This is a genomic window from Enterococcus sp. DIV0970a (assembly GCF_051711265.1).
In the GTDB taxonomy this organism is placed as follows: domain Bacteria; phylum Bacillota; class Bacilli; order Lactobacillales; family Enterococcaceae; genus Enterococcus_D; species Enterococcus_D casseliflavus.
Window position 1 is genome coordinate 1,043,973 of the sequence record NZ_JBIOMF010000001.1, and the last position, 12,657, is coordinate 1,056,629.

Here is a 12,657-nt window from a genome sequence, read left to right on the forward strand (position 1 = left end):
GTTGATGAAAAAAAACGTAAGTACTTCTTTTTTATAGAGAGTGTTTTAATTTTCTTGCGCAAATTCGGCAGCTTTTGTTCCTGCTTGGCGTCCGAAGATGATGATATCGGCAACGGCATTACCGCCAATTCGGTTTTCACCATGCAACCCACCAGTTACTTCACCGGCTGCAAAAAGACCTGGAATGATCTCGTTATCCGTAGCGATCACTTCTGTGTTGGTGTTGATCTTCACGCCGCCCATCGTGTGGTGGATACCAGGTGCGATGGCAATGGCATAGTAAGGTCCTGTTGACAAATCGTTGTCCATTGCTGTGCTGCGTCCAAAGGCTTCGTCTTCACCAGCAGCTACACTGCTGTTCCACGTAGCGATCGTTTCAGCAAGCGCTGCTTCTGGCATGTCCAATTCTTTTGCTAATTCTTCGATCGTGTCAGCGGATTTGACTAACCCTTGTTGCTCGTAAAAATCAATGGCTGTCACGCGTTCTTTGACACCTGCATCAAAAACTAACGTTGCTGATTTTTCAGGTAGGGCAATGATCGCTTCAGAGACTTTGTCTCGTGTTTCCATTTCATTGAAGAACCGTTCGCCTTCTTGATTGACCAAGATCGCGCCTTCTCCACGGACAGCTTCAGTGATCAACAGTGATTTAGACTGATCCACTGTTGGGTGGATTTGGATTTGCTCTAAATCAACCGTTTGTCCACCTAATGCTTCGATCATTTTGATCCCATCACCAGTCGAACCCTCTTGGTTCGTTGTCACGTAGTCTGCCAATTCTGGTTTGTATTCGGTGATCATGTCGAAATTGGCACCGAAACCGCCTGTTGTAACGACAACTGCTTTGGCATCAATGGTTTGTTCGGTTCCTTCTACTTCAACGGTCACCCCGTTGACTTGACCATCTTCTTCATTGATTTCTTTGACATCGGCATTCACAAAAATTGGGATTTCCAATTCATGGATGTTGCGCATCAAGCCATCAACTAAGTATTCCCCAACAGCAGAACCATCCGATGGACGGTGCGTCCTTTTTTCACTCATCCCGCCAGTCGTTGTTAAGTTGTCTAAAGTGATACCCATGGAATCTAACCAATCGATTGCTTCTGCTGAATGATCCACAAAGTAGCGCAACAATTCTTCATCATTGGTGTTGTGACCACCAGCTAATGTTTCTTCATAAAATAAATCGTTTGAATCTTCGATGCCTTCTGCTTCTTGGAATTTGGTTTCTGAAGCGTTCATTCCTGCAGAAGATTTCAATGTATTCCCACCAGAAATTGGCATTTTTTCTAAAATAACTGGGTTTGCGCCAGCTTCTTTTGCTTGGATCGCAGCGGCCATTCCAGCGCCACCTGCACCGACGATCACGACATCGTAGCTGTCTGCAAGTTCGCTAGGGTCTGTGTATTCTTGACCAGATGCAGCAGAAGTTGCATCTGTTTCTTCATTAGCAGATGAACCAGTACTTGAGCTGCTGCTTGTTTGTGAATCAGCGCCACAAGCACTCAAAGTTGCTAACGAGGTTAGGACTAATAGTGTTTGGAAAATTTTCTTCATTGTTTTTATTCCTCCTAAAACTTTTTCCAAATCAAAGACTAACATAGTTGTCATGTTATTTTTAGCTTTTGTTCGAAAAATCACATAATAATTAGAAAAGTTTAATTTATAAAGCGTTTTAGTCGAGATGAAAGGGTTTCTTGGTCATCATAAAAAAGAGTGAATTCGTGAATTTATGGAAATAGAAGAATTATTGATTCTTTGATTTGTTTGGTATTCATCATGAAGGGAGAAAGCGAAGAGGCTTTGATTCGCCTCTCTTCTGTTATTGAAAAAACGTACGTCACTGAGGTGCCGAGGAATGATCTCTTTTATTAAGAATAAATCGAATGCTTTGCGCTCAAAAGATAGAGAGAAATTGATGGCATCCGTGTTTGTGGGCACCAACTTTTACTCAATAAATAAAGATAGAATCTTAGTTTTCAAGAGTCATTGCCAAGAAACTGCGGTGTTTCTTAAAAAAATCAAGAGAACTGTCTTGCAAAACAAATCCTTTCTTGTATAATAAAAATAAGTTAGGTCTACCTAAAAAATAAATAAACTATCCTTAACTATGGAAATGGAGTGAAAATAATGATTACTTTTTCAGAAATATCCGCAGCCTATGATGGCGATCATCAAGTGATCTCGGATTTGTCGTTTCAAGTAGAAAAACCGTCGATCGTAGGGATCATTGGTCCAAATGGGGCGGGGAAGTCGACGCTGATTAAAGCGGCGTTGAAATTGATCCCTTCCAGTGGGAACATGAGTGTCGACAAAAAAGCGTTAAAAGACTTTCAAAAGGAAATTGCCTATGTCGAACAAAAGACCGCGGTTGATTACACGTTTCCGATCACAGTCAAAGAAGTCGTATCTTTAGGGTTGTATCCTAAGATGGGCATGTTCCAAAGGATGTCGGCAAACGATTGGCAGAAAGTGACAGCCGCTCTGGCAGCGGTAGAAATGGAATCCTTTGCGGAACGTCAGATTGGGGAATTGTCCGGCGGGCAGTTTCAGCGGGTCTTGATTGCTCGAACGTTGGTGCAAGATGCCAACTATATTTTCCTCGATGAGCCCTTTGTAGGGATCGATGCCACCAGTGAAGCGATCATCGTCGGCCTGTTGCGTAACTTGCGAGATGCTGGCAAGACGATTTTTATCGTTCACCATGATCTGGGGAAAATCACCGAATACTTTGATTACTTGGTTCTGCTCAATCAAACCCTGATCGCTGCGGGACCAGTCAGTGAAGTCTTTACCGAGAGCAATTTGAAGCAAACATTTGGCGATGCGATCATCGTGAAAGACTAACTATATAGAGTCAAGTGAAAATTAGCTAAATCAAAAAAATATTTTATAACAGTTAAGTCCAAAAAATGAGTACAACAAATAGACCTTTCACTATTAGATTTTTTTGATTGTTCAATAGCTAATCGGAAACAATCTTATAAGGTTCATTTTTAGTTAAAATAGCATGAATCACATAACAAAGCTTACGAGAAACAGCACCTAAGGCCGTCAGATGATGCTTTCCCTCAGAAATTTTTTTCTGATAAAACGCGCGAAAAACAGGATCACATCGAGAAGCAACTAGAGCAGCTGAAAACAAGGCTTTTCGTAAGTATGGAGATCCACGCTTGCTCATAACATTATGTGTTGCTTCGTATTGCCCAGATTGGGACACAGACGCGTCTATGCCAGCATAAGCAACCAGTTTTTTCGGATTAGAAAATTTGCGAATGTCTCCAATTTCACCAAGAATTGTCGCGCCATTTATAGGGCCGATTCCAGGGATTGTGAGAATAACAGAGTCTAAATTACTCATTATGCGCTTAATTTCTTTTTCAGTTTCTTTTACTTGGCTTTCGATGAATTTCAATTGTTCAATCATGGAGCGTAATTGAAATGTAAAAGCTTCTTGAGCAAATTTCACTCCAAAGGAGTTAGAAGCTGCTTGCTTCAATTGATCTGCTTTCTCTGGCTTTATTCGGTTCCTGCTTAACTCAGCTAAGTATTGAGCCAACGTTTCTGCCGAAATTTCTTCTAGCTCTATAGGAGAACTAAACTCAAGCAATAACTCTTTAGACGCTTTTCCGAAAATACCTTGTTTAGAAAAAATTGATGCATATTCAGGAAACACTTGATCTAGTACAGCTATGATTTTTCGTTTGAAGTCGCTTGCGGTACCTACTAAATAGGTTCGGTAACGTGAAAGTTGTTTTAACGAAAAAACATTTTCATCAGACAATACTGTTTCTACAAAGGAACCATAACGCATCAAGTCAGCAATCAAAACAGAATCAATAATATCATTTTTTCGTTTTCTGATTTCTGTTCCTTTGCGCCAGCCATCGGTTTGAAGAGGATTCACAACGTGAATCAAAAAGTCTGATTCGTGGAGGTATGAAAAGATGGAGAGCCAATAATGACCCGTAGCTTCCATTCCGACAATAAAGTCAGCGGGAGTCTCTGAATATTTTGAAAGCCGCTCAATCAGGGAATCAGCTCCTTCAGTAGTGTTAGGGAAAGAAAAACCTTTTAGGATCACTTTACCTTCTTCACTCATTAAAGAAGCCACGTGAGTTCGCTTGCCGATATCAATTCCTAAGAAGTACATACATTTGACCTTTCTAAAAAAATATTTTGGATTGAAACCCGCTCAACTGAAAAGCGTCACTACCTTGTACGAGATACGGAGTAAAGCAAAAACTTTCAACATCTAACTCATACGTAATCCACTTATCAGAGAGAGGTGCCAGTCTTTCGATTACGAGCTTCAAAACTCAAGGAGGCAACGGCATAGCCTCTCAATCCAATAAATATATTATCTCAAAATGAATGAGTTAATACCAAATTAAAATAACGATGGTTCATAAGGTTATCCAATCAAAACCGGAAGGTTAAAACCCTAACTCTAATATACAAGGAGGCGTTTAACATGTTGACAAGCTTTTTTACGAGTTTAAGTAACTATCATTTCTTGCAAAATGCCTTGATCACGGCAGTCGCGATCGGGATCGTCGCAGGGGTGATCGGTTGTTTTATTATCTTACGAGGGATGTCCTTGATGGGGGATGCAATCTCTCATGCGGTCTTACCAGGGGTAGCCTTGTCTTATATCTTCGGCGTTCATTTTTTTGTCGGGGCGATCTTCTTTGGGATCTTGGCTTCCATGATCATTACCTATATCGCCAATAACAGCTTGATCAAAAGCGATACGGCGATCGGTATCACCTTTAGTTCGTTTCTAGCTTTAGGGGTTATCTTGATTGGAGTAGCAAATAGTTCGACTGATTTGTTTCACATTTTGTTTGGGAATGTGCTAGCGGTGCAAGACAGCGACAAATGGCTGACGATCGCTATCGCTATCCTTGTGCTGGCAGTGATCATCCTCTTCTTCCGTCCACTGTTGATCACGTCTTTTGATCCGATGATGGCAAAGGCCTTTGGGATGAAAGTGCAAGCCTATCACTATTTATTGATGTTCTTGTTGACTTTGGTTTCAGTGACAGCGATGCAAAGCGTCGGAACGATCTTGATCGTGGCTCTGTTAGTCACTCCAGCAGCAACAGCTTATCTTTATACAAAACAATTGAAGCATATGATGGTCATCGCAGGGGTTTTAGGTGGTTTCGCCTCATTTATTGGCTTGTTTATCGGGTACAGCTTTAATATTGCCGCAGGATCAAGTATCGTTTTGACCGCAGGAGCCTTTTTCGTGATCGGTTTTTTGTTCTCACCAAAACAAAAGACCAGTCCAGTCAAACGCTGGTCAGCGACAGCGGTTTTAGCAACGGCAGCTGTAGCTGGTGGCTTCTTTTTGGCACAGCAAAACGGACAGATGGCCCAAACAGAAGGGAAACTTTCAGTAGTAGCGACCAATTCGATCATTGCTGATATTACGGAAAACATTGCCGGTGATCGAATCGATCTTCACAGTATCGTACCAGTGGGGCGTGATCCCCATGAATATGAACCTTTAGTGGAAGATGTTCGAAAAGCGACCGATGCCGATCTTATCCTTTACAACGGCTTGAATCTAGAAACTGGCGGCAATGGCTGGTTTACCAAATTGATGAACAATGCCAATAAGGTAGAAAATGAAGATTACTTTGCCGTCAGTGATGGCGTGGATGTGCTTTATCTTTCTGACGATGAAGACCACAGCAAAGCCGATCCTCATGCCTGGTTAAATCTAGAAAACGGTATGATCTATGCCCGCAACATTGCTCAACGCTTGAGCGAAAAGGACCCTGACAATCGCTCTTTCTATGAAGAAAACCTTGAACGCTACTTGGCTTCATTAGAAGAACTGGATCAGCAAGCGAAGGAAAACTTCCAATCGATTCCCGAAGAGAAGAAATTGATCGTCACCAGTGAGGGAGCCTTCAAATACTTCTCCAAAGCCTACGGTGTACCGTCTGCCTATATCTGGGAAATCAATACCGAAGAAGAAGGAACCCCTGCGCAAATCAAGAACTTAGTGGATCAGCTGCAAAATTCAGCCGTCGCTTCCTTGTTTGTCGAAAGCAGCGTCAATACTCGTCCGATGCAAAGTGTTTCTCGTGATGCAGGTATTCCGATATTCGGAACCGTCTTTACCGATTCGATTGCAGAGCCGGGAGAAGAAGGCGACAGCTACTATAACATGATGAAGTGGAATCTCGATACGATTTATCAAGGCTTGAATCAATAATGCAAAAAACATCCTTAGCTCGTTCTGGCTAAGGATGTTTTTTCGTCGTATTTTTGTGCTGGAGAAAGGCAAAGAGATAAAATCCGCAGCCCATCAAAGCAGCAAGAAAAGCGATGACAGGAAAGTACAACCCCTGACCGTATACATAGGCTGTATAAGCGAAGAAGGCGATCAAAAACCAAAGCGTTCCCGAGATGAGCATTTTTTGGTTCCTCCTAATTGTTGAAAAGTGTTTATTTAGTATATTTTAACACGGTAGGCGAAAAAAGAAAATCAGCGAATCGAACGTTTGCTGAAACGAGTCGCTGATTTTTTCCCAATTGCACCGATGAACAGTTAAGAAACGTTCAATTGCTGTTGCGGTTCTAAATGGTAATAAAGGATCTCAGGTGGGACACCGAGTCGGGCGGGAATCTTGGTCATACCAACCCCGCTGGAAACACTTAATAAGGTCTCATTGCCTAAAAGGTAGAGCCCATCGGTATATTTCAACGCGCCCTTGGTTTTCGCATAATAAAAAGGCAAGCGAATCTGCCCGCCATGGCTATGGCCAGAAAGAATCAAGTCGAAGTTTGGCAGATTGGTGATCCGAGAAACATAATCGGGTTCATGGAGCAAAAGCAGCTGCCATTCTGCTAAGGTTGCTTCATAGGTAAAACTGACTTTCGGACTTTCTATATCGATACCGACAATATTCATCGACGTCTTGTCATCAGAACCAAAAACCGACTCATTATCAAGTAAGGTAAACCCTGCATGTTGGTATATTTCCTTAACAAAGTAATGCCCGTCATTCAAATGGTCATGGTTCCCCATAACTGCGATCTTACCCAGAGGCGCTTGCAATTTTTTCAGCTTTTCGATCAGTCGCTTGGTTGAACGATGCGGCCATTTTTTATAATTATCGATCAGATCCCCCGTGATGATGATCAGATCCGGCTTGTTTTGGATCGTTGATCGAATGATGCGATTCATTCGCCGTGGTTTGTACCAACGAGAAAAATGAAGGTCGCTGATATGGGCGATCACGAGATTGCTTTCTGCTTGATAAAGATCGTAAGCCTTTGAAATATCTAAGACGGTGCGCTTGTCTTTTTTTATGAGGTAGTGCCGTTGTTTGAGAAGATGCGGTTCAATAATAAAGGAGTAAACTAGCAAGCCCGTAAGGAGGAATGCAATAAGAATGAGGGTGTACATGGCGTGGCTCCTTTTTTGATTTGCTAGTTTCTAGCATAGTAGATTCTTACAAAAAAAGCAATCATGCGAAAGCAAAAATAACAAAAAATATCCATCGTATTTCGTTTGTTTCTTCCATGAAAAAAAGATACAAAAGAGGCTATAATAGCCGACTTTTGTATCCTAGATCGTAATTATTTGATTTTCACCAAACGTTTAAAGCGTGCTTTGTGTTTGACGGGAATCAAAGCCATGACACAATCATAAGGGACGGAGATGATCGCCCATGCGAGACTTTTACTTGAAGCAAAGGGATAGTTTTGCTTTAAGACAAAATGGCCACTGATCAAGGCAAAACCGATACTGCCGACCCACAGCCATTGAGGGTCCCAATTCGTAAAGTGTTGGAGGGCTGTGATGATAAAGGGATAGCCGTAAAAGTACAATGCAGTCAAAACGAAAGTGACGTTTTTGGTTAATTGACGCAGGGTCAGTAAGAAAAATAAGCCAGAAAGAACGATACCCAATGGCGGGAACAGACTAACTAAGAAGGAATACACGATGCCCCATACGATCATGCCAGGTCCTTTGACGAGAGCGGCTAAGACAAAGACAAAAAGTAGGAATAAGAGCTGTTGCGAAAAACTTGCTGCTGTCAAAAGTCCGAAGAAACCAACCGATAACCAGTGAGAAAAAGTCGCTGTTTGATTCTTTTGTGGTGTCTGCTGCTGCAATTTTAGCCAGGTAGCAAAATTCGGGAAATCATGCTGGAAATTTCGCTGAAAATCGCTGTTGAATGCTTGATGGGCATTTTGCTGCCGATAGTAATGATATTGATGTTTTAACGTGCCTTTCGTGGCTGCTTTTTGGCCAGAAAAAAAGCGGCCGGGATCAATTTTTGATCGTTCCATATTTCCACCTCCATACGATTTCGTTACCCTCAGTATAGAGAAAATCAGCTTCGGCGTCCTCCAACTTTGGGCGGATTTTTTTTGCTTGCTGAAAGTTTTCTTAAACTGCTGAAAAAAGCGAAGAGGATTCGTTTCTTAAACCGTCAAAATATGCTAGAGTATAGAAGGACTAAGGAGGAGATTTCATGATTTTTGATTCTCATACACATTTGAATGCAGAACAGTTTAACGAAGACATTCCCGAAACGGTCGCCCGTGCGCAAGAACTAGGAGTAACGGAGATGGCGGTCGTCGGTTTCGATCAGCCAACGATTGAAAAATCGTTAGCATTAAGCAAAGAATATCCTGGCATTTACAGTATTATCGGTTGGCACCCAACCGAAGCTGGTTCTTATACCCCACAAGTGGAAACCTATTTGCAAGAGCGCTTGGAACAACCAAAAGTCGTTGCCCTAGGTGAAATCGGTTTAGACTATCACTGGATGGAGGATCCGAAGGAAGTTCAAGAAAAGGTCTTTCGTCGGCAAATGGCGATCGCCCGTGAACATCAGCTGCCCATCAGTATTCATACCCGTGAAGCCTTAGAAGATACCTATGCGATTTTAAAGGATGAAAAAGTCCAAACGATCGGCGGCATCATGCACAGCTTTAGTGGGGACGGCGAATGGGCGAAAAAGTTCTTGGACCTAGGAATGTATATTTCCTTTAGTGGTGTCGTGACCTTCAAAAAGGCGAAGGAGGTACAAGAAGCTGCGCAAGTCGTGCCACAAGATCGGCTGCTCGTTGAGACTGACGCGCCGTATTTAGCCCCTGTTCCTTATCGTGGCAAGCGCAATGAACCGGGCTATACTCATTATGTAGTGGATAAAATCGCGGAGCTGCGGCAAGAAGCGGTGGCTGATGTTGCGGCCTACACGACAAAAAATGCCCATCGCTTGTTTAGGATCAATGACTAGTAAACCGAAAATCGAAGAAATCATTGTCGTCGAAGGCAAAGACGACACCCGCCGATTGCAAGAAGTGTTCGATGTAGATACCATCGAGACGATCGGTTCGGCGATCGATGACACGATCCTTGATCAAATCGAGCACGCCCAAGAGACACGAGGGGTCATCGTGTTTACCGATCCCGATTTTTCGGGAGAAAAGATCCGCAAAATCATTATGGAAGTCGTTCCTGATGCCAAGCATGCCTTTTTACCGCGCAGTCAGGCAGCACCGAAAAGCAAGGGCAGTTTAGGCGTGGAACACGCCAGCCATGAAGCGTTGAAAGAAGCCTTGCGAAAAGTCGTAACCCCGATTGCTTCAAATGAAGTCAATGAGGGGACCATTGATCGGCAACAGTTGTTAGCGTATGGCTTGATCGCAGGGGCTGGAGCGAAAGAGAAACGAGAGCGGTTGGGGGATCTTTTACGCATCGGCTATACGAACGGCAAACAATTAGAGAAGCGGCTGGCAATGTTTCGTATCACCGATGCAGAATTGGCAGAAGCAATGAAAATAGTGGAGGAAGAATTGTGAAGGAAGAACGGGATATAGCAACCCCCTCAAGAACCAAAGAGATTTTAGCGAAACATGGCTTTACCTTTAAAAAAAGTTTAGGGCAAAACTTCTTAACAGAACCGAATATTTTACGGAAAATCGTAGAAACTGCAGGCATCGACGAGACGACAAACGTCATTGAGGTTGGTCCTGGAATCGGTGCGCTGACCGAACAGTTGGCAAAACATGCCAAGCAAGTGTTGGCGTTTGAAATTGATGATCGGTTGATCCCAGTGTTAGCCGACACAATGCAGCCATATCAAAATGTGAAAATCATTCATCAAGATGTCTTGCAAGCAGATCTGGCAACGACCATTCAGTCAGCATTCAGCGATACGGCTGCTTCATTAAAAGTTGTCGCAAATTTGCCCTACTACATCACTACGCCAATTATGATGCACTTTTTAGAGTCTCAGGTAAAAGTAGATGAAATGGTCGTGATGATGCAAAAAGAAGTGGCAGATCGAATCTCAGCAGTTCCCGGGACTAAAGCCTATGGCTCGTTGTCGATCGCTGTGCAATACTACATGGAAGCAAAACTGGCATTCATCGTCCCGAAAACCGTTTTTGTGCCCCAACCGAATGTTGATTCGGCTATTTTGAAATTGACGCGTCGATCACAACCAGCAGTCGCAGTCACCGATGAAAAAGAGTTTTTCAAATTAACGAAAGCAGCCTTTCAGCTGCGTCGTAAAACCCTTTGGAACAATTTGCAAAATAGCTATGGAAAAGATGAAACAACCAAACAGTGGTTGGCAGACAGCTTAGAAGCAAGTGGGATCGATCCGAAACGACGTGGAGAAACGCTGTCGTTAGCGGAATTTGCCAAATTAAGCAATGAAATGCAAGCGCGTAAAGGATAACTTCAATAAAAACGGATGTTGAATAAACATTCGTTTTTTTTGTGTCTTGACACCTCGTGGAAATACCAGTAGAATAAGCAAGACAGAACTGTCATGACACATTGAAGGAGAGAGTATAAATGAAAAATCATTCCATTCGCCATTTAACGATCGCTGCATTGTTGATCGGCATGGGGATCGTCATTCCCATGGTAATGCCCAAAATCGTCATCGGACCAGCATCTTTTACCTTAGCTAGCCATGTGCCCGTCTTTGTGGCGATGTTCTTTTCACCTGCGATGGCGATCGCGGTAGCTTTAGGAACGACCTTTGGCTTTTTCTTAACACTGCCACCAATCATTGCTTTACGGGCATTGTCCCATGTTGTTTTTGCCGTCATCGGTGCCTTTTATTTACAGAAGCACCCAGATATTTTACTGAAAAATGGCAAACCCTCTTTATTGAATATCAAATTTCAGAGCTTTAACTTGATTATCGGATTGATCCATTCTGCCGTAGAAATGGCAGTCGTTGCCGCCTTTTACTTCACAGGAAATGTACCAGGGACCGCATTCGATGGTAATTTCTACTATTTCTTGTTCGTTTTGATGGGGATCGGCGGTTTGATCCATAGCTTGATCGATTTCAATTTGGCTTATTTTGTTGCAGGTGCCTTAAGCAAACAATTTGATATTCGTTCGTTTTCAAAAGCAAAAGGACGCTTTATTCAGAAACAGAAGAAAGCGGCATAAGCGCCAGTTTGAATAGACCCGCTGCCTAAACGGGTCTATTTTTTTGTGTTTAGATTAAGAAAATACTCCTTCCTAAAAAGTTTATTATAGTGAAATAATAAACAGAAATAAGTTATAATATACAAGAGGAGGAAGTAGATGAAGAAGAAAAAGTTAAAACGGTTACTTTTAGGTATGTTCGTCTTGATGCTCTTCTTTCTGCTGATTTTTTATGACAGTAAGAACGGGCAGTCCCCCTTTGAAAAGATAGAGGATGAATTGACACTAGCACTTTCGGATGAAGAACAAACACCAGAGCCTGAATACAGTGAGGTTATTCAATTGGATGTTCCGTTAGAAAATCAATTCGATGAAGTGGCGTTAGGGAATGGCTGTGAGGTAACGGCTTTATCGATGCTCTTGAATTTTTACGGATTTGATACCAATAAAAATCAATTGGCGGAAGAATTAGCGTATGTCCCGCTTTATGAGGATTATTATCACCATGGAGATCCGCGAGAAGGCTTTGTTGGAAACATCTATGACGGTGATAGCGCGATGGGGGTTGACGTAGAACCGATCACCGATGTCGCCGAAAGGATTGTAAAAGAGCAATACGAAGTTGTTAGTGGACGAGACAAAAGCTTTGATGAGATCGTCAAAGTACTTCAATCTGGGAAACCAGTTTGGATGATTGCGACGTTAGAATTACAAGTACCTACCGATGCGGATTTCTTTCAATAGAATACCCAAAATGGCGAAATCCTTGTGACGGCATTGATCCATTCGGTGGTGATCACAGGCATCGATGGGGAGACGATGTATGTCAACGACCCTTATGGACATAAGGATCGTGAAGTCAGCAAAGAAGACTTAGCAGCGATCTATGAAAAAATGGGTCAGCAATACTTATATTTAGAAGAAATCTAAGAAAAACCCCTAACTTGCCGTTGACAGTAAATGAAAAAACAATTATAATTTTTTAAAATTAAACAAAGAAATCGATAACGTTGAAGAGAAGAGTAGCAGATCAACAAAGGTACAGAGACTCCGGTTGGTGAAAAAGGAGACATGCGGTGATCAGTGAAGATGAGCTCTGAGTTTTTTTGTTGGTTCACGCCAGCAAAACGGCATGCGCCCGTTACAGCGCCAAGTATCATAGTGTACTGTTGAGGTGTTATTTGTGAGAATAGCACGAATTAGGGTGGTAACGCGCATCA

11 protein-coding genes and 1 pseudogene are annotated in these 12,657 nt (G+C 42.5%); 7 read left to right on the top strand and 5 right to left on the bottom strand.

Annotated features, from left to right (window positions below; genetic code table 11):
- Positions 1–45: 45 nt before the first annotated feature.
- Positions 46–1,560 (bottom strand): flavocytochrome c, encoded by a 1,515-nt coding sequence (locus IGK14_RS04925; protein ID WP_010747793.1) that lies wholly within the window; start codon positions 1,558–1,560, stop codon positions 46–48.
- A gap of 573 nt (positions 1,561–2,133) precedes the next feature.
- On the opposite strand from IGK14_RS04925, the gene IGK14_RS04930 reads away from it, so the two are divergent.
- Complete coding sequence (locus IGK14_RS04930; RefSeq protein WP_369907753.1) at positions 2,134–2,850, top strand: metal ABC transporter ATP-binding protein; 717 nt, start codon at positions 2,134–2,136, stop codon at positions 2,848–2,850.
- Between the two features lie 118 nt (positions 2,851–2,968).
- On the opposite strand, the gene IGK14_RS04935 is transcribed toward IGK14_RS04930, so the two are convergent.
- Positions 2,969–4,156 carry an IS110 family transposase gene (locus IGK14_RS04935; protein ID WP_069001973.1) on the bottom strand — a complete coding sequence of 396 codons (1,188 nt, stop codon included), beginning with the start codon at positions 4,154–4,156 and terminating at the stop codon, positions 2,969–2,971.
- 321 nt (positions 4,157–4,477) lie between these two features.
- Here IGK14_RS04935 and IGK14_RS04940 point away from each other — a divergent pair, with 321 nt between their 5' ends.
- Positions 4,478–6,235: a metal ABC transporter permease subunit gene (locus tag IGK14_RS04940; RefSeq protein WP_005225531.1), complete on the top strand. Its 1,758-nt coding sequence runs from the start codon at positions 4,478–4,480 to the stop codon at positions 6,233–6,235.
- 28 nt (positions 6,236–6,263) lie between these two features.
- Here the strand turns inward: IGK14_RS04940 and IGK14_RS04945 are convergent, their stop codons facing one another.
- From IGK14_RS04945 to IGK14_RS04955, 3 genes are all read right to left on the bottom strand, one after another.
- Positions 6,264–6,437 carry a hypothetical protein gene (locus tag IGK14_RS04945; protein WP_010747796.1) on the bottom strand — a complete coding sequence of 58 codons (174 nt, stop codon included), beginning with the start codon at positions 6,435–6,437 and terminating at the stop codon, positions 6,264–6,266.
- Positions 6,438–6,571: 134 nt separating this feature from the next.
- Positions 6,572–7,432, bottom strand: a complete 861-nt coding sequence (locus IGK14_RS04950) for a metallophosphoesterase (protein ID WP_010747797.1) — start codon at positions 7,430–7,432, stop codon at positions 6,572–6,574.
- A gap of 173 nt (positions 7,433–7,605) precedes the next feature.
- Positions 7,606–8,322 (bottom strand): hypothetical protein, encoded by a 717-nt coding sequence (locus tag IGK14_RS04955; protein WP_231472417.1) that lies wholly within the window; start codon positions 8,320–8,322, stop codon positions 7,606–7,608.
- Between the two features lie 185 nt (positions 8,323–8,507).
- On the opposite strand from IGK14_RS04955, the gene IGK14_RS04960 reads away from it, so the two are divergent.
- From IGK14_RS04960 to IGK14_RS04980, 5 genes and pseudogenes are all read left to right on the top strand, one after another.
- Complete coding sequence (locus IGK14_RS04960; RefSeq protein WP_010747799.1) at positions 8,508–9,278, top strand: TatD family hydrolase; 771 nt, start codon at positions 8,508–8,510, stop codon at positions 9,276–9,278.
- Positions 9,271–9,843 (top strand): ribonuclease M5, encoded by a 573-nt coding sequence (rnmV, locus tag IGK14_RS04965; protein WP_034695433.1) that lies wholly within the window; start codon positions 9,271–9,273, stop codon positions 9,841–9,843. The genes IGK14_RS04960 and rnmV overlap by 8 nt, the downstream gene beginning before the upstream one ends.
- Positions 9,840–10,727 (top strand): 16S rRNA (adenine(1518)-N(6)/adenine(1519)-N(6))-dimethyltransferase RsmA, encoded by an 888-nt coding sequence (gene rsmA / locus IGK14_RS04970; protein ID WP_005225536.1) that lies wholly within the window; start codon positions 9,840–9,842, stop codon positions 10,725–10,727. Before rnmV ends, rsmA begins: the two co-directional genes overlap by 4 nt.
- A gap of 119 nt (positions 10,728–10,846) precedes the next feature.
- Positions 10,847–11,458: a hypothetical protein gene (locus tag IGK14_RS04975; RefSeq protein WP_005225537.1), complete on the top strand. Its 612-nt coding sequence runs from the start codon at positions 10,847–10,849 to the stop codon at positions 11,456–11,458.
- Between the two features lie 138 nt (positions 11,459–11,596).
- Positions 11,597–12,367: pseudogene (locus IGK14_RS04980) on the top strand (C39 family peptidase).
- Positions 12,368–12,657: the final 290 nt, after the last annotated feature.

Bases quoted from the DNA above. Each gene is read 5' to 3' on its own strand.
- IGK14_RS04940 (WP_005225531.1), top strand. From the start codon at position 4,478: ATGTTGACAAGCTTTTTTACGAGTTTAAGTAACTATCATTTCTTGCAA.
- IGK14_RS04935 (WP_069001973.1), bottom strand. From the start codon at position 4,156: ATGTACTTCTTAGGAATTGATATCGGCAAGCGAACTCACGTGGCTTCT.
- IGK14_RS04950 (WP_010747797.1), bottom strand. From the start codon at position 7,432: ATGTACACCCTCATTCTTATTGCATTCCTCCTTACGGGCTTGCTAGTT.
- IGK14_RS04960 (WP_010747799.1), top strand. From the start codon at position 8,508: ATGATTTTTGATTCTCATACACATTTGAATGCAGAACAGTTTAACGAA.
- IGK14_RS04925 (WP_010747793.1), bottom strand. From the start codon at position 1,560: ATGAAGAAAATTTTCCAAACACTATTAGTCCTAACCTCGTTAGCAACT.
- rnmV (WP_034695433.1), top strand. From the start codon at position 9,271: ATGACTAGTAAACCGAAAATCGAAGAAATCATTGTCGTCGAAGGCAAA.
- IGK14_RS04975 (WP_005225537.1), top strand. From the start codon at position 10,847: ATGAAAAATCATTCCATTCGCCATTTAACGATCGCTGCATTGTTGATC.
- IGK14_RS04930 (WP_369907753.1), top strand. From the start codon at position 2,134: ATGATTACTTTTTCAGAAATATCCGCAGCCTATGATGGCGATCATCAA.
- IGK14_RS04945 (WP_010747796.1), bottom strand. From the start codon at position 6,437: ATGCTCATCTCGGGAACGCTTTGGTTTTTGATCGCCTTCTTCGCTTAT.
- IGK14_RS04955 (WP_231472417.1), bottom strand. From the start codon at position 8,322: ATGGAACGATCAAAAATTGATCCCGGCCGCTTTTTTTCTGGCCAAAAA.